Here is a 17,006-nt window from a genome sequence, read left to right as displayed (position 1 = left end):
GGGGAAGCATATGGAAGCATTGGTCGAAATCAAGCGGCTCGTTCAGGAGCAGGGCGTCGCGTGGGAAGAATTCAAAAAGCAGAACGACGCCCGCATCAACAACCTCGAGAAAGGCGGTAGCGGCGCCGACTACGAGGCGAAGCTCAGCAACATCAATACGACGCTCGACGAGCTGAAGTCGGCGCTCAAGTCGCTCGAAACGAAATCCGGTCGCCTGCCGCTGCCGGGCCAGGACGACGCTGCGGACCCGGAATACAAGTCGAATTTTCTCGGCTTCATGCGCAAGGGTGCGAACGAAGTTGATCTGCGTGCAAAATCGGTGAACACCGGATCGGATTCCGACGGCGGTATCGCCGTGCCGCAGGAGTTCGACCAGAACATCCTGCAGCTGCTCCAGCGCGAGACGCCGATGCGTGAAGTGGCCGCGCAGATCACGATCAGCACCGACGATTACAAGAAGCTCGTCAATCTCGGTGGCAGTGGGTCGGGCTGGGTGGGCGAAACCGACGAGCGGCCGACGACGGCCAATTCGAAGTTGGCGCAGATTTCGTCGTTCTTCGGCGAGATCTACGCGAACCCGAATGCTACGCAGCGTTCGCTCGACGATATCTTCTTCGACGTCGAGGCGTGGATCTCGTCCGAAGTCGTGCAGGAATTCACCGACCAGGAAAACGCGGCGTTCACGGCCGGCGACGGGAACAAAAAGCCGAAGGGCTTTCTGGCGTACGCCAGCAACAATAAGCGCGACGACGATCGCGATTTCGGCACGCTTCAGTTCGTGGGTTCCGGCGCGGCGGCTGCAATCTCCGCCGACGGCCTGCTCGACCTCGTGTACGCGACGAAGAAGGGCTATCGCAAGAACGGCTCGTGGATGCTCAATGGCCTGACGGTCTCCGCGGTGCGCAAGCTGAAGGACGAGCGCGGCGACTACATCTGGCAACCGGGCCTGCAGTCGGGCGAGCCGGATCGCCTGCTCGGTTACGCGGCGGTCGAGAACGACGACATGCCCGACGTCGCGGCTGGCGCGTTCCCGATTGCCTTCGGCGATTGGAAGCGCGGCTATCAGATCGTCGACCGCGTTGGCGTGCGTGTGCTGCGCGATCCGTATACCAACAAGCCGTTCGTGCAGTTCTATACGACGAAGCGTGTTGGCGGTGGCGTTCTCGACAGCAATGCGCTGAAGCTGATGAAGATCGACGCGGCCGCCGCTGCTGGCGGCGGCGCCTAAGCCAATCAGGCGGCCGGGAGACCGGCCGCCTGCAACGATTCGGGGGAGTCGTGGACAAGCGATATGCAAACCGCGCGCTGAGCATGCCCGATGCGCGAGACCCGCGCGGACGGCTGCCGCGCCCGCGGATGAATGCTGCGGTGGCTCGGCCGGCGCCGGGCGCTCCGCGCGTGCCGGCGCGATTGGTCAAGGGAGGTGGTCGTGATTGATCTCGCCCGCGCGAAATTGCAGTGTCGGGTTGAATCGGCTGATGAGGATGTGCTGCTGCAGGGTTACATCGCGTCGGCCCGCATCGGCCTCGAAGGCTATCTGAAGCGAAAGCTGTACGAGACGGCCGCCGCGCTCGAGGCAGCCGCCGACGGCTCCGGCCTGGTGATGACCGAGGCGCACGACCAGGCGATGCTGCTGCTGATCGGCGAGTGGTACGCCAATCGCGAGCCGACAGCCGGCGCGTTGCCCGCTGCGGTCGCGTGGCTGGTTGAAGGCGACCGCTTTTACACGGTGTGACCATGAAAGCCGGAAAACTTACCGAGCGGGTCGATATCGAGCGCGCCGGCGGCGCTACCAATGAGAATGGCGAGGCATTGCCGGATTCGTGGGTGCTGCATGCGCGCGTGTGGGCGAATGTCGAATTCATCAACGGCGTGAAGCACGTCGTGTCGGGCGCGACGCGTTCGTCGGCGGTGGCCAGCGTGCGCATTCGGTATCGATCGGATATCGACGCGACGATGCGCGTGCGTTACCTCGGGCAGATTTTCGACATCGTTGCCGTGCTGCCGAATCGCGGCGCTGGCCACGTCGATCTGTCCGTCAAGACAGGAGAAAGCTATGTCGGTGCAGGTGATCGGCCTCAGTGACCTGCAGAAAGATTTGCAGAAGCTGGCCAAGTCGCAGACGCGCGCGGTCCTGCGCAAGGCGACGGTGGCCGGTGCGAAGGTGCTCGCGGCCGGCGCTCGAAAGCGTGCTCCGAAAGAGACCGGGAAGCTGCGCAAGAACATCAAGGCGGCAGCGCTGAAGCAAAAGGATGCACCGGGTTTGGCGGTCGCGGGCGTGCGCGTGAGCACGAAGGGCGGTGCCGATTCGCCCACGAATGCGTTCTATTGGCGTTTCGTCGAACTCGGCACGCGCTATAGCCGAGCCGAGCCGTTCATCCGGCCTGCATTCGACCAGGGCATCGGCGAGGCCGAGTCGGCGGTTCGTACCGAGATCGCGCGCGCGATCGACAAAATTACAGGGGGCTTCGGTTGAGCACGGTCGTTATTCGCGATGTGCTGGCCGGCCTGGCCGGCGGCAACGGTTTCATCGGCCTTGCTCCGGCAGGGACGGCGGCGCCGTATTTCGTCGTAAGCCTCGTGAGCGGCGAGCGTGAGATGGCGCTCGGCGGTTTGACGGGTGGTCGGTCTGGTTCGTACCAGGTGGATTTCTACGCCGCAACGTACGCGACGGCCGATTCGATGGCCGATCAGGCTTGCGATTTGATGGGAGCGGCGACGGCGCAGTTTTCGCTCGGCGCCGTGACGGATCTGCCCGACGACTATTCGAGCGTCGACAAGACGTTCCGCGTCAGTCTGGAGTTTGGCGTGCAGTTCTGACGCCGCTGTTTCGTGTTGAATTTTCGCCCGCCTCGCGCGGGCATTTTTATTTGGAGGCTCTATGGCCGGTAAAAGCAAGCGCATCAAGTCGCAGGGGCTGAAGCTCGAAATCTCGAGCTTGCCGAGCGAGGATCTCGACGCCCAAGGGCTGGTGTTCGTCGACCTGAGCACGTCGGGCAAGCAGGTTTCGTTTCAGGGCGGCCAGTCCGACGAAATCGACACGACTACGTTCGCCAGTGACGAGAAGGAATTCGAGCTCGGCCTCGGCGATCCGGGCGAGCTGTCGATCGAGGGCAACTACAAGCCGAGCGACGCCGGCCAGGCGGTGCTGCTCGCAGCGCACACGAGCAAGGCGAAGTACGTGATCCGCGTGTCGTTCGCCGACGAGGATTCGACGAAGTTCCTCGTGGTCGGCATGGTGCGTCAGTACCAATGGCAGGCGGCCGTCAACGGCGTCGTGTCGTCGACGTACAGCCTGCGGCTGAGCGGCGGTTCGAAGATCGTCACGACGCCGGCCGCGGGCTAATCGACGTCACCCACCATTCACCAGGAAATCATCATGACAACCCCGATCGCAATGGCGACCGCCGCGGCGCTGCGCGCTGCAATCCTCGATCCGCTCGTCGGCTGGCCTGTAGAAGTGCTGGACGTGCCCGAATGGGGCGGCCCGATAACGGTCCGCTCGCCGTCGAAAGACGATAAGGATTTCTGGCTGGGCGAGCTGACTGCGCTGGCTGATGTCCAGCCCGAGGACGACGTCGATACGCGGACTCGCAAGTTTCTGTCGGTGCCGGAAGCCGAACACGTCAAATCGCACGCTCGGTTGTTCGTGCGCGTCGCGTTCTATCGTGACGAAGACGGCCGTGGCAAGCGCCTGCTCTCGGATATCGACGTCGGCGACGTGGCCGCAACGTTCGGGCCAATTCACGAGCGCGTCGTCGCGAAGGCGATCGAGATCGGCAAGCTGAACGTCGATCCGATCGAAGACGGAAAAAACGTGCCCGCCGAAACCCAACCCTCCGCCTAGAAATGGCGCTTGCGCTCCGGCTCGGCCGCACGTTGGCCGAGCTGCGCGCGCAGATGACAGCCGAAGAATTCAGCCTCTGGCAGTGGTTCGACTCGGAATCGCCGATCTCGGACGATCGAGGCGATTTCCTTGCGGCGATGATGGCGTCGTCGGCTTTCCAGGCGCAGGGCGGCAAGGTGAAGCTGTCCGATATGCTGCCGAACTGGAGCGGCGAACCGGCCGTCGATGTTGGCGAAGCCGAGGACGAGAGCGAGGGCGAGGCGGGGGATATGGAGGGCGGCGGTTCGTTTAAATCCGTACTCCTAAGTATGGCGAAGTAGGCGGAAAAATATGGCAACCAGTCTGCGGGAATTAGTCGTCGCCGTGACGGCGAACACGTCGGCGTTCGATGCGCGCATGCGTGGGATGGTGTCGTCGTCGGGGTCGTATTTCGGTGCGGTGGTTGCGGGCGCGCGTACGGTCGACGATGCGCTCGTGGCGAACGCCGCGAGTGTGCAGGTGACGGTGCGCGCGCTGGAGGGCGCGAGCGGTGCGCTTCGCGAGTTTGCTGGCGCGGCCGCGGCTGCATTCAGCGTGCACCAGCTGATTGAGTATGCGGACGAATGGACGAACCTGAGCAACCGGCTCAAGATCGTCACGCGTGATCAGGCGGATTTTGCCGTCGCGCAGCAGGCCGTGCTGGATATCGCGCGCGAGACGCGGCAGCCGCTCGACGCGACGGCCGAGCTGTATCAGCGGATCGCGAACAACACGCAGAATCTCGGCCTGACCATTCGGCAGGTCGGGCCGCTGGTGCAGACGATCAGCAAGGCCGTCGCGCTGTCCGGCGTGTCGGCCGACACTGCGCGGCAGGGCATTGTGCAGCTCGGCCAAGCGTTCGCGTCAGGCCAGCTGCGTGGTCAGGATTTGAACAGCGTGCTCGAGGAACTGCCGGCCGTCGCCGATGCGATCGCGCGCGGTATGGGTACATCGTCGGCGCGCCTGAAGGCGATGGCCGAGGAAGGCAAGCTAACGGTTACGAACCTGGTCGACGCGTTGAATAACGCGGCGAACAGCACCGATACGCTGTTCGGCAAGCAGGACATTACGGTCGGCCAGTCGATGACGCGGCTGCAGACGGAGGTGCTGGCGTACGTCGGCCATGCGAACGAGGCGACCGGTGCGAGCGGCAAGCTGTCGTCGGCGATTCTGTACGTCGCCGACAATCTGTCGGCGATCGTTTCCGTGTCGGCTTCGCTGGCGGCCGGCCGGCTCGGCGTGTATTTTGTGCAGACGTCGGTGGCGGCGGCGACTGCGGCGAAGGCGTGGATTGCCTCGCGCGCGGCGCTGGCGGCGGAGACGGTTCAGCAGCGCGATTCGGCTGCTGCTGCGTTGCAGAAGGCCACGGCCGACGCGGAGGCGGCCGCGATGGCGCTGCAGCGCGCGCAGGCTACCGAGGCGGCCACCGCTGCGGAGCTGGCCGGCCTGCGGGCGATGCGTGAAAGCCTCGCGCTGCAAACCGCGCTGACGGCAGGCTCAATCGAGTACACGCAGGCGAAGATCGCCGAGGCGCGGGCGATTGAGGCTGCGGCGGCCGCGCAGGTGGCCACCGCGCGCGGCAACTTGTCGAACAGCCAGGAGATCGGCGCGCGCATTATCGGCACGCCGTACGCGGCGATTATCGCGCGCGAGACGGTTGCGGCGCAGGCCGAGCTGGAACGATCGGAGGCGGCGCTGTCGCTGGCGCAGCAGCGCCGCGTGGCGCTGGAAGCCGCGCTCAACAAGGGGCAGATCGACCGGCAGCAGTACACGGTTTCGCTAGCGGCGGCAGACAAGGCGCTGGCGGCGGCCGAGCGCGATGTGACGCTTGCCGAGCAGGCGCGCGCGCGAGCCGATACGGCGGCTGCCGCGTCGACTGCGCGGTTGGCTGCGGCGACCGAGGCGGCGGCCGCGTCGCAGGTCGCATTCGCCAGCGCCGGCACGATGGCGCGCTCGATCGGCACCGGGTTGCTCGGCGTGTTCGGTGGCTTGCCGGGCATCTTGGCGACAGTGGCCACGGTGGCGCTCGGCGCGGCCGTCAACTGGCTGGTGTTCCGCGACAACGCGGCGAGTGCCACGTCGAGCATCATCGACATGAAGGCGCCGATCGACGAGATCATCGGCAAGTACCGGCAGCTCACGCCTCTGCTGCAAGAGGCGGAGCGTATGCGCGCGAAGCACTCGCAGCAGGACGCGGTGGCCAGTGTGGATTCCGGGTATCGCGGCTTGGCAATGCGCGCTTCCCAGGCCGTTACGCCGGTTGTGTACGACGGCTCGATTCCGCTGGTGTCCGACAGCGACCAGAAGGCGCTGGATCAGTTTCTCGCGGGGCTGGATCGTATCAAGTCCGCCGACATGGGCGTCGACGCTAAGTCGCAGCAGATCAGCGGCCTGATTGCAGCGTTTGTCGGTGCGACGGGTAGCAGTAGCGATCTGCGCGAGGAAATGGTGAGGGCGGCCGGCTCGATCGATACCGCGGCGCTTGCATCGCAGAAAAGCGCCCAGGCATTCGACGCAATGAACGCGGCTGCGGGCAACGCGGCCGACGGGATCAAGCTGCTGACCGACGCGAATAATTTCTTCGCGAAGGGCATGGCGGTCGAGGCCTGGGAAAAGTACATCACGAAGATCAAGGAGGAATCCGACGTCGTCGGGCTGTCTGCCCAGGCCAAGGCCGAGTACGAGGCGCGCTCGAAGGGCGCGAACGACGCGCAGGCCAAGCAGGTCGGGCTGCTCGCGGGCCGGGCCGAGTCGTACAAAAAGCTTGAGAAGGCAATCGAGGACAAGGACGGCAAGGCCGCCTCGGGCGCACGCACGAACATCGACAACCTGACGCGTGAGCTGGCGCTCATGAATCAGCAGATGGTCGTGGCCGCGGCGCTGTCGGAATTTCAGGCCGCGATCAACAGCAAGAAATACGACAAATATGGCTTCACGGCTGATGCGGCCGTCGCGGCCGCCGCGGTGCGCGGCAAGAAAGCCTACGACGACACGCTGAAGGAAGCGGCCGATCAGTCGGCGAAGGTGGCGGCGAACGCCGCGGAAAACCCTAAAAAGACGCATGCGCGGGCGGTCACGACGCCCGAGGGCGATCGCACGCTGGAGAACATCCAGCAGCGCATCGCGCAGCTCAAGGTCGAGGCGGTGGCGTCCGACAAGCTGACGCAGTCGGAAAAGGATCTGCTGGCGTTCGATCAGAAGATCACCGATCTGCGCAGCAAGCGCACGGCGCTGACGGCCGCCGACAAGAGCACGCTGCAAAGCGCCGACGCGATCCGAGCCGCGTACACGACGGCGGCGAACCTGGAGCATGAGGTTCGCCAGCGCGAGGCGATCAACAAGCTGAAGGAGCGCAGCGCGCAGCTCGACGCTGAGGTCGCGGATTATTCGAGCGAGCGTGCGCGCGAGGTGCAGCGCTCGCTTGACGCGCTGTCGCAGGGTGACAATGCGCGCGATCTGAACACGTCGATCAGCCGCGTCAGCGACGAATTCCGCCGCCGGCGCGACGAGCTTACGAAGGGCGCCCGTAAGGACGGCACGCTGAACACGCCGGAATACACGGGCGAGATCGCCAAGCTGAACGCGGCCGAGCAGGATCAGGTCGAGCGGGAGCGCGGCTATCTGGCGCAGCGCCTGGCGCTGCAGTCCGATTGGCGCGTTGGTGCGTCGCGTGCGATGGCGCTCTATCAGGAGTCGGCGACAAGCGCGGCGCAGTATGCCGAGGATGCATTCACGAACCTGTTCAAGAGGTCGGAGGATGCGCTCGAATCGTTCGTGACGACCGGTAAGCTCGACTTCAAATCGCTGATCACCAGCATGCTCGCGGATCTCGCGCGCTACGAGGCGCGCGCGGCGATCTCGCAGGGCGCGAGCTGGCTGAGCACGGCGCTTGGCCTAGGCGCGTCGGCGATCAGTTCAAGCGCGCTGATGGGCGGCGCCTCGGTGGCCGGCAACTACGGCGTCGGTCAGAACACGTACGGTTTTACGATCGCGCGAGCGAGCGGCGGGATCGTGCGCGGTGCAGGCACGGCGACGAGCGACAGCATCGACGCGAAGCTGTCCGACGGCGAGTTCGTGGTTCGTGCGGCGGCGGTGCAGCGGCCCGGTGTGCGAGGCCTGCTCGAGCGCATCAACGGGCAAGGCATGGGGGCGGCGGTATCGAGCGGTTTCGCTCGCTTCGCCTCGGGCGGGCTCGTTGGAGGTGGTGGCGCGGCCGGCGCGGCCGGCGGCCTCGCGCTGTCGATCTCGGCTCCGGTCACGGTGCAGAACGGGGCCGGCTCGGGTGGTGCGGCAAACGACGGCCTCGCCGCGCAGTTACAGTCGATGATCCAGTCGATGATGAAAGCCTTCCTGACCGAGCAGCTTCGGCCAGGTGGCCTACTTTGGAAAATGCAGTACCAGCGTTAATTTTCGGCCCGCCGCGTGCGGGCCTTTTTCATGGGCGCTCGCATGACAGAGACTTTTTCGTGGTCGCCGGCGCTCGGCGGCCAAGGCGATACGACGTGGTCGGTGCGCGAGGCGAAGTTCGGCGACGGCTTTACGCAGCGCGTCGAGGACGGGATCAATAACGAGTCGGATTCGTGGCAGCTCACGTTTCGCGGCCGTCGTGAAGTGGTGATGCCAATCCGCGATTTTCTGAGCAAGCATCGCGGCGCGCGTGCGTTTTTCTTTACCCCGCCTGGTGGCGAGCAGGGGCTGTATGTGTGCAAGGCGATGAGCCGGGTTTTCAACACCGCGACCGTCTTCACGATTACGGCCACGTTCGAACAAACTTTTTCTCCGTGACCTATGACGACTTTCGAGCTAATCAACCTCGGCAACGACAATGCCGGGACCGGTGGCGACAGCTATCGATCGGGGAACGACAAGATGAACCGAAACCTGGCGCGCCTCGAGCGCACGGTCGCTGGTGATATCACGTACGTTGCCGATACCAAGGCGCTCGACGCGACGCACCTGGGGAAGCGTGTCGGTTTATTGTTTCAGGATGCAGGCAAGTCCTTGCCAATGCCGGTGGCGAGCACGACGCCGAACAATTCTACGATCCTGCTCTGGAACCTCGCGCAGGCCGTCAGCATCGTGCCGCAGAACAACGAAGGTATCGATATGGGGTCGCTGCAGAACGGCGACTGGGCGTTGTACCAGTGCGATAACGGGTACGGCTGGCACTGCGTCGCGCGCGGTCGGATCGGCTGGAACGAGATCGTGTCAGGCAACCTCTCGGTGCGTGGCGCGTTCGATGTGGCCAACACGATCACGACGCGAAGCGAAATCATCGGCGGTGCCGGTTCGGACGAGGGGCGCGTTCGCCTTGGTGGCTCGCCGGGCTATTTCTATTCGTCGTCTGCTGGTGCGGGATTCTGGGGCGGCAGTGCCGGCGGATCGTTTCAGTTCACGATGAACGACAAGAAATTCCGCATCAACGGGAGCGAGGTCGCTATCAAGAGCGGTCAGCGGAACATTTCGCTCGGCAGCAGCGCAAGCGAGCAAATCCCGTCGAATGGCTCGAATTCCGATCAGCTCGGCCAGGTCTTCGGCTTCGCCTACACACACCCGACAGAGGGTGCCGGTGTCCTGTTTGTTACGGCTCTGATGCGTCTCGGTTGGCTTTCGGGGAATGCGTTCTTTCTCGCGCTGGAACTGCGCCTGTACGACACGGTCGCGCAGACTTTTGTCGTGGTCGAGAGCTGGGGCGTCGATTTCAACCAGGGCGACATGGGACTGTATTGGGCCAAATCGGTCTCGATTCCCCTCGCTCAATCAGGCCTGATTCCGGGGCGCAATTACGAGATCCGGCTGTACGCAGGAAAGACGTCGGACGGTCGCTGCCAGATCGGCCTGCGTGGCGCCGGCGTCGCGTTCTAGGGAGGCAGCATGGGTGTCATCGCGGATTCGCAACTGCTGCAGCCGGGCGCAGAGGTGCTGTTGTACGAACTCGACGCCACGGCCATAGGAGGTGACGTCGCCTACTTCCACGGCCATCGACAGGTCGAGCCGATTACGTGGCGCGGCGTCGACTACACCGCTTGGCCCCTCGAGGCGAAGGGCTTCGAGGTGTCGGGTTCCGGCACGCAGGCCCAGCCCACGCTGCAGGTCGGCAATTTGGACGGTTCGATTTCGGCCTTGTGCCTTGCGCTCGATGACATGGTCGGGGCGACCGTCACGCGTCGGCGCACGCTCGTGACGTATCTCGACGCGGCGAATTTTCCCGACGGAAATCCGAGCGCTGACCCAGGCGAGGAATTCCCGCCAGAGCTTTGGGAGATCGAGCGGAAGTCGCACGAGGATAACGAGTACGTCGAATTCGAGCTGTCGTCGCCGCTGGATTTTCAGGGCGAGCAGTTGCCCCGCCGGCAGATCATCGCCGGCATGTGCAGCTGGGAATACCGGTCGGCCGAGTGCGGCTACACGGGCGGGCCGTGCGCCGACGAGAACGATGTGCCGACCGCCGATGCCGAAAAGGACCGATGCGGCTTGCGGGTGCGTTCCTGCAAGCTCCGCTTCGGCGAGAACAATGAGTTGCCGTACGGCGGCTTTCCAGCAGCGGGCCTGGTCCGCACCTGATCCATGGAAACGAAAACTCTCAACGCGATTCGCGCTCACGCGATTCGTGCTTATCCGCTCGAGTCTTGCGGGCTGGTGGTGGTCGCGCGCGGACGCGAGCAGTACGTCGAATGCAGCAATGCCGCGACCGGTGGTGATCACTTCGTGCTGCCGGCGCAGGAATTTGCGGATGCCGAGGATCGCGGCGCGGTGGTGGCGGTGGTGCACTCGCATCCGGACGCGCCGGCCGCCGCATCCGAGGCCGATCAGGCCGCCTGCGAGGCGTCGGGCATCGCGTGGCACATCGTCGAGGTGCGGCGCGACGATAGCGGCGCGGTGTTGGTCGGCGACCTGGTCACGATCGAGCCATGCGGCTTTCAGGTTCCGCTCGTCGGCCGATCGTTCGCGCACGGCGTGCTCGACTGCTACACGCTTGTCCGTGACTGGTGGCGTACCGAGCGGGGCGTCGTGCTGCGCGATTTCGCGCGGCGCGACGAGTGGTGGTGGCAAGGCGGCGATCTGTACATGCAGCACTATCGCGACGCCGGTTTCGAGCCAGTCGTGGATGGTGCCGAGCTGCAGCGCGGCGACGTGATTCTGATGCAGGTGCGCGCCGATGTGCCGAATCACGCCGGCGTTTATCTGGGCGACGGGACGATGCTGCACCACCTGTATGGGCGTCTGTCGAGTCGCGATCCGTATGGCGGTTATTGGCGCGAAATCACGCGCCTCGTTGTGAGGTACGAGCGATGAGCGAGCGAGTTCGAACCATTCGTCTGTACGGCGCGCTCGGCACGCGCTTCGGCCGCGTGCATCGCTACGTCGTGAGCAGCGCGGCCGACGCTGTCCGGGCGCTCTGCATGATGGTGCCGGGCTTCGAGCGCGACCTGGTGTCGAGCCGCGACCGCGGCGTCGGCTACGCGGTGCTGGTCGGCAAGCGTCACCTCGCGCTAGAGCAGCTGGGCCAGCCTGCCGGCGGCGACGATATTCGCATTGCTCCGGTGCTTCAGGGGGCTAAATCCGGCGGCCTGTTCCAGATCCTGATCGGCGCCGCAATGATCGCGGCGTCGTTCATTCCGGGCCTGAACGTCGCGCTTTGGGCCGGGGCATCGGGCTTCTTTCTGGGGACCGGTATCGCGATGGCTGCCGGCGGAATGGCTCAGTTGCTCGCTCCGTCGCCAGAGGGATTGTCGACGAAGGATGCACCGGAGAACACGCCGAGCGCGGTGTTCAATGGTCCGGTCAACACGACGGCGCAGGGCGGCCCGGTGCCGTTGCTCTATGGCGAACTGGAGATCGGATCGGCGGTAGCGTCGGCCGGCATCTATGCGGAAGATCAGATGTAGGGGAAATATGAGCGATATCGTTGGGTACAAGAAAAGCGGCGGCGGCAGCAGCGGCCCGGTAGAGGCCCCGGATTCGGCGCGATCGATCTCCTATGCGCGCGTGCTCGATATTCTCTCCGAGGGAGAGATCGAGGGGCCGGTCAACGGGCTGCAATCAGTTTTCTTCGATGGCACGCCTCTGCAGAATTCCGACGGCTCATTCAACTTCACGGGCGCGACGGTGGAATTCCGGCCTGGTTCGCAGGACCAGACTTACATCGCGGGTTTTCCGGAGGTCGATAACGACATCGGCGTTAGCGTCGAGCTGAAAGGTGACGCGCCATACGTGCGTGCAGTGACAAACCTTGATCTGTCGGCGCTGCGCGTCCGGATCTCGACGCAGCAATGGCAGAAGGCGGATACGTCGACAGGTAACGTGGGCGGCTATCGCGTCGACTACAGGATCGAGGTCGCGACCGATGGCGGGGCATATCAGGTGATGCTCGTCTCGGCCTTCGATTTCAAGGTGTCGTCGAAATACGAGCGGACGCACCGCATCAACCTGCCGCCGGCACGTGCCGGCTGGGTGTTGCGGGTCGTGCGGCTAACGCCGAACGCCAACAGCGCGACGGTGGCCGACACGATGACGATCGAATCCGTCACGGAAGTGATCGACGCGAAGCTCCGATATCCAAATTCGGCGCTCGCCGGAATTTCGATCGACGCGTCGCAGTTCAATCGAATTCCGACACGCTCGTATCGGATGCGAGGCCGCCGCGTTCGCGTGCCGTCGAATTACGATCCGGTGACGCGCAGCTATGTCGGCGCTTGGGATGGAACGTTCAAGGTCGCGTACACGAATAACCCGGCCTGGATTTTCTACGATCTGGCGCTGCATCCGCGTTACGGCATGGGGCATCGCATCAACCCGTCGCAGCTCGATCGGTACGAGCTGTATCGCATCGGCCAGTATTGCGACGAACTGGTGCCCGACGGGCTGGGTGGACAGGAACCGCGTATGACCTGCAACCTGTATTTGCAGACGCGCGGCGATGCGACGAAGGTATTGAACGATCTGGCCAGCGTGTTCCGCGGCATGACCTACTGGGCTCAGTCGCAGATTTGGGCGGTGGCGGACATGCCAGCCGACCCGGTCTACACGTATACGGCCGGCAACGTGATCGGCGGGAAGTTCGTGCGGCAAGGCACCAGCCGGAAAACACGCTACACGGTGGCGCTGGTTTCGTGGTGCGATCCGTCGAATCACTTTCAGCAGGTCGTCGAGCCGGTCGAAGATCGGCAGGGAAAGCTGCGGTATGGCGTGCGTACAACGGAGCTGACCGCGATCGGTTGCACGTCGCGCGGCCAGGCTATTCGCTTAGGCAAGCACGCGCTGCTGACGTCGAAGCTCGAAACCCAGGAGGTGGCGTTCTCGGTCGGCCTCGATGGCGTGTTCGCGCGGCCTGGGCAGATCGTGCGCATCGCGGATTCGGCGCTGGCTGGGCGGCCAATCAGCGGCCGTATTCATGCTGTAGATGGGCGGACGATCACGGTGGATCGTGATCCGGTCGTGAAGCGCGGCGACACGCTGATCGTGAACCTGCCGAGCGGCCGCAATGAGGCGCGCATCGTGTCCGCCGTGGTCGGGCGTGCGGTGACGGTGTCGGCAGACTGGCCGATTTCGCCGGTCGCCGAGGCGGTGTGGGCGGTCGACGCGGACGATCTGGCTATCCCGACCTATCGGATTGTTTCGGTGGCCGAGCGTCGCGACGAAAAGACGTTTCAGTTTGATATCACGGCGGTGCAGCACGAGCCGGGGAAATTCGACAACGTCGATTTCGGCACGACAATCGAGGCCCGGCCAATTACGGTTACGCCGCCATCGGTGCAGCCGCCGCCGAGCAACGTCCGTTTGTCCTCGTATTCGCGCATTGATCAGGGCATCGCAGTCACCTCGATGGTCGTTGCCTGGGACGCGGTGCAGGGCGCGGTGCGTTACGAGGTGTGGTGGCGTCGCGATAACGGCGACTGGATTCTCGCCGGCCGGACGGGCGCGGGCAGCATCGAGGTGGAGGGGATTTATGCGGGACAGTACGTCGGGCGTGTGATCGCCTACAACGCGCTCAACCTACCGTCGCTGCCGGCCGTGAGCGTGGCCACGCAGCTGCAGGGAAAGACGACGCCGCCGCCGGTGGTGACGTTCCTGCGGACGGCCGAAAAGCTGTTCGGCATCGGCATCGAATGGGGCTTCCCGGACGGTGCCGAGGACACGCAGCGCACCGAGGTTTGGTATAGCGAGGTCAATGATCGAACGCGTGCGCAGCGGCTCGGGGATTTTCCGTATCCCCAGAACGCGTACACCATGCCCGGCCTCGCGGCTGGCGTGCAGTTCTTTTTTTGGGTGCGCCTGGTTGATCGGTCGGGCAACGTTGGCGCATGGTTCCCGGGCAGTGATGGCGTCATGGGCCAGTCTGGATCTGATGCCGGGCCTATCCTCGAGTACATCCGCGGCCAGCTCGACAAGGATTCGCTGGTCGCGTCGCTGCGCGAGCCGATTGAGCAGATTCCGGCGATCGCTAAACAGGCGAGCGACAACGCGGCCGCGATCGTGGCGGAGGTGAGGAATCGCACCGACGCGCTGCAAAGCGAGGCTGACGCTCGCGCTGCCGCACTTGCGCAGGAGGTCCGCGATCGTGCCGATGCGCTCGCGGAAGAGGCGCTGGCACGCGGCGCCGCAGTGTCTTCGGAAAGCGAGGCGCGGCAGTCCGCAGATGAGTCGCTGGGTCGGCGGATCGATACCGTGTCGGCTGCAGCCGGTGACGTTGCGGCTGCCATTCAGGAGGAGGCAGAGGCGCGTGTAGCGGCTGACGCGGCGACGGCGCGGCGTGTCGAAACCATCGAGGCGAAGTGGTCGCCGGCCCTGGCCGGCGATGCGTCGGGCCTTGCTGGCGACGATTCGAAGCTGGTCGGCGTATACACCGAGCGCGATGCAATGGCCGATGCCGTATCGGCGGTTGGCCGGCGTGTCGATGCGGTAACGGCGACTGTCGGCAAGACGTCGGCGTTCCTCACGTCTGAGCAAACCGCGCGTGTCAATGCGGATGGCGCACTCGGGCAGCGGATTGACGTGGTGGCGGCGCAGGCAGCGGATAACGCGGCGGCGATCTTGAGCGAGTCAACGGCGCGCGCCGGCGCAGATGGCGCGCTTAGCCAGCGCATTGATGCGGTGAAGGCCGCGGCCGGCGACAACGCTGCAGCGATCACGGCCGAGGCGACTGCGCGGGCCAGTGCTGACGCTGCGACGGCGAAGCGTGTCGACGGCGTCGAGGCGAAGTGGTCGCCGGCGCTTGCCGGCGATGCGGGCGGTCTGGCTGGCGATGCGTCGAAGTTGGTCGGCGTGTCCACCGAGCGCGATGCGATGGCCGATGCCGTTTCGGCGGTTGGCCGACGCGTTGACGCAGTTTCTGCTGCGGTGGGGAAGGCGTCGGCGTTTTTGACGTCGGAGCAAACCGCGCGCGTCAATGCGGATGGTGCGCTCGGCCAGCGCGTCGACATCGTCGCGGCTTCCGTGAAGGACAACGCCGCGGCGATCACTGCGGAGACGACGGCGCGCGCTGACGCAGTGTCGGCGCTGGGCCAGCAGATCACAACGGTGCAGGGCCAGGTCGGCGATGTGCGCGGCACGGTGCAGCAGAACACGCAGGCCATCGCGGATCAGGCGGCGGCAACGGCGCGGCAGCTCTTTGATGTGCAGGCGCAGGTCGGCAACACGAATGCGGCGGTGCAGACGGTTTCGCAGTCGGTCGCGACGCTCGACGGTCAGGTGTCGGCTTCGTACCAGATCAAAACGCAGGTGACTGCTGGTGGCCATACGGTAATGGCTGGCATTACAACCGGCGTGACGGGTGACGGCGAGACGGTCGAGGGCAGGGTGATTGTTGACGCTTCGACGTTCGCGGTGATCGATTCCAGCACCGATGTACTCGGCACGCCGTTCGTGGTGAAAAACGGGCAGGTCTTTATCTCGCAGGCATTTATTGATGCGGGCTGGCTGACCACTGCGATGGTCGGCAACTACATCCAGTCGGATAACTACGTTTCCGGCCGAACGGGTTGGCGTCTCGATCGCAATGGGAATTACGAAAACAACGGCACGGGCGGCAGCGGTCGAAAGGTCGAGACGAATACTTCAACTCGGTTTTACGACGCGGCCGGAACGTTGCGAATCGACATCAGTGTGTGATGGCTAAATTTGACTTGTACAACGAGGACAGCTCGCTTCAGTTCAGTTTGTCGAGCCGGCTTTGCCGTTACATCGGATCGATTCAGGTGGGCAACGGGTCGGGACAGTTCACCGTCCCGACCCGTGGCGGCGGCCCAGCATGGGGATATTTCACGCTACTGGGATCGGCACGGCTCGCGCAGAAGCAATTGCGGATCTACGGCAACGTGTTGATGTGGTCGGTCTTTACTGACGACGGGTCGCCGGTGCTTTTGAACTACGGGGAATATTGATGCCGATCACGGTGATCAATGACGCAGGGACGGTGCTGCTCGACGATACGTATCAGAACCTGGCGCTCGTCTATCACACCGCTGTCTCGACCCAGGCGCTGGGCGCGGCGCATGAATCGGATTACTACAGCGCGAATATGAATTCTGGTGCGGGGTTTGTTTTGACCGTGGCTGATTCGCAGGTCGGTAATCCTCTCGTCGCTGTGCGATGTACGTCCCAGGTCGTTGCTGTTGCCGAGTCGTATCGAACCGGTGCGGCGACAACATTCCTCATTAAGTCGCGCGATCCGGTTTGGTTCGATCTGTACGTGTTCGGGCTGCCGCAAGTTATCGGCGGAAACGGCGATATGAAGCTGTTCAATGCGTCCGGCGTGAAGACGTTTGATAGCTCGCTGAAGTATTGCCGGGTCGTTGATTTCGTACAGGTCTATCCGTCGAGCCCTTCGATATTGCCTCCGCCGGCGCTCGGCAATACGGGCTGGGCGATGCCTTGGGCGGTAAGCCGTGGCTATGACGGATCTCGGATTTACGCTGCGGCGCAGGTTTCCTCCGAACGTTTCTGGGACGAGGATGGGCGCGGCAGTCAGGACATGTACATCACTGAGAGAACGATCGGCAGTCAATTCAGCGGCGGGTCCGTTCGCTTCGACTATGCGTTTACGCGACAGGGTATCGGCGGCGGCGATGGTGGGTATGACGCGCACGGCGCGCTTGAGGCTTCTTTCTTGGTGCTCGATGTGACTGGATATTGACGTCGA

At 64.2% G+C, this 17,006-nt stretch carries 17 protein-coding genes; all 17 read left to right on the top strand.

Annotated elements, in window-relative coordinates; all coding sequences use genetic code 11:
- Positions 1 to 10: 10 nt before the first annotated feature.
- The 17 genes from AB4850_RS14290 (at position 11) to AB4850_RS14210 (ending at position 17,000) form a co-directional block, all read left to right on the top strand.
- A complete protein-coding gene (locus AB4850_RS14290) occupies positions 11 to 1,228 on the top strand; it encodes a phage major capsid protein (RefSeq protein WP_414440462.1) in 1,218 nt (405 codons plus the stop codon).
- 201 nt (positions 1,229 to 1,429) lie between these two features.
- Complete coding sequence (locus tag AB4850_RS14285; RefSeq protein ID WP_414440461.1) at positions 1,430 to 1,735, top strand: head-tail connector protein; 306 nt, start codon at positions 1,430 to 1,432, stop codon at positions 1,733 to 1,735.
- A 2-nt stretch (positions 1,736 to 1,737) separates the two neighbouring features.
- Positions 1,738 to 2,085 (top strand): phage head closure protein, encoded by a 348-nt coding sequence (locus AB4850_RS14280; RefSeq protein WP_414440460.1) that lies wholly within the window; start codon positions 1,738 to 1,740, stop codon positions 2,083 to 2,085.
- Positions 2,057 to 2,476 (top strand): HK97-gp10 family putative phage morphogenesis protein, encoded by a 420-nt coding sequence (locus tag AB4850_RS14275; RefSeq protein WP_414440459.1) that lies wholly within the window; start codon positions 2,057 to 2,059, stop codon positions 2,474 to 2,476. The genes AB4850_RS14280 and AB4850_RS14275 overlap by 29 nt, the downstream gene beginning before the upstream one ends.
- Positions 2,473 to 2,820: a hypothetical protein gene (locus AB4850_RS14270; RefSeq protein WP_414440458.1), complete on the top strand. Its 348-nt coding sequence runs from the start codon at positions 2,473 to 2,475 to the stop codon at positions 2,818 to 2,820. Before AB4850_RS14275 ends, AB4850_RS14270 begins: the two co-directional genes overlap by 4 nt.
- A gap of 61 nt (positions 2,821 to 2,881) precedes the next feature.
- Complete coding sequence (locus AB4850_RS14265) at positions 2,882 to 3,346, top strand: phage tail protein (protein ID WP_414440457.1); 465 nt, start codon at positions 2,882 to 2,884, stop codon at positions 3,344 to 3,346.
- Positions 3,347 to 3,379: 33 nt separating this feature from the next.
- Complete coding sequence (locus AB4850_RS14260) at positions 3,380 to 3,847, top strand: phage tail assembly chaperone (protein ID WP_414440456.1); 468 nt, start codon at positions 3,380 to 3,382, stop codon at positions 3,845 to 3,847.
- 2 nt (positions 3,848 to 3,849) lie between these two features.
- Positions 3,850 to 4,167: a DUF4035 domain-containing protein gene (locus tag AB4850_RS14255; RefSeq protein ID WP_414440455.1), complete on the top strand. Its 318-nt coding sequence runs from the start codon at positions 3,850 to 3,852 to the stop codon at positions 4,165 to 4,167.
- A 10-nt stretch (positions 4,168 to 4,177) separates the two neighbouring features.
- Positions 4,178 to 8,272: a tape measure protein gene (locus tag AB4850_RS14250; protein WP_414440454.1), complete on the top strand. Its 4,095-nt coding sequence runs from the start codon at positions 4,178 to 4,180 to the stop codon at positions 8,270 to 8,272.
- A 30-nt stretch (positions 8,273 to 8,302) separates the two neighbouring features.
- Positions 8,303 to 8,650, top strand: coding sequence for a phage tail protein (locus AB4850_RS14245; protein WP_414440453.1), 348 nt, complete (start codon positions 8,303 to 8,305; stop codon positions 8,648 to 8,650).
- A 3-nt stretch (positions 8,651 to 8,653) separates the two neighbouring features.
- Positions 8,654 to 9,730 (top strand): hypothetical protein, encoded by a 1,077-nt coding sequence (locus AB4850_RS14240; protein WP_414440452.1) that lies wholly within the window; start codon positions 8,654 to 8,656, stop codon positions 9,728 to 9,730.
- Between the two features lie 9 nt (positions 9,731 to 9,739).
- The gene (locus tag AB4850_RS14235; RefSeq protein ID WP_414440451.1) at positions 9,740 to 10,429 is read left to right on the top strand and encodes a phage minor tail protein L; all 690 of its coding nucleotides are present in this window, start codon (positions 9,740 to 9,742) and stop codon (positions 10,427 to 10,429) included.
- A 3-nt stretch (positions 10,430 to 10,432) separates the two neighbouring features.
- Positions 10,433 to 11,161, top strand: coding sequence for a C40 family peptidase (locus tag AB4850_RS14230; RefSeq protein ID WP_414440450.1), 729 nt, complete (start codon positions 10,433 to 10,435; stop codon positions 11,159 to 11,161).
- Complete coding sequence (locus AB4850_RS14225) at positions 11,158 to 11,754, top strand: tail assembly protein (protein WP_414440449.1); 597 nt, start codon at positions 11,158 to 11,160, stop codon at positions 11,752 to 11,754. Before AB4850_RS14230 ends, AB4850_RS14225 begins: the two co-directional genes overlap by 4 nt.
- A 7-nt stretch (positions 11,755 to 11,761) precedes the next feature.
- A complete protein-coding gene (locus tag AB4850_RS14220) occupies positions 11,762 to 15,976 on the top strand; it encodes a phage tail protein (RefSeq protein WP_414440448.1) in 4,215 nt (1,404 codons plus the stop codon).
- Entirely contained in the window at positions 15,976 to 16,248 is a 273-nt protein-coding gene (locus tag AB4850_RS14215) for a hypothetical protein (RefSeq protein WP_414440447.1), read from the top strand. Before AB4850_RS14220 ends, AB4850_RS14215 begins: the two co-directional genes overlap by 1 nt.
- Positions 16,248 to 17,000 carry a hypothetical protein gene (locus tag AB4850_RS14210; protein ID WP_414440446.1) on the top strand — a complete coding sequence of 251 codons (753 nt, stop codon included), beginning with the start codon at positions 16,248 to 16,250 and terminating at the stop codon, positions 16,998 to 17,000. Before AB4850_RS14215 ends, AB4850_RS14210 begins: the two co-directional genes overlap by 1 nt.
- Positions 17,001 to 17,006 lie beyond the last annotated feature (6 nt).

Source organism: Burkholderia sp. 22PA0106 (assembly GCF_047497155.1).
Taxonomy (GTDB): Bacteria; Pseudomonadota; Gammaproteobacteria; order Burkholderiales; family Burkholderiaceae; genus Burkholderia.
This window is presented reverse-complemented; position numbering and strand designations above follow the sequence as displayed.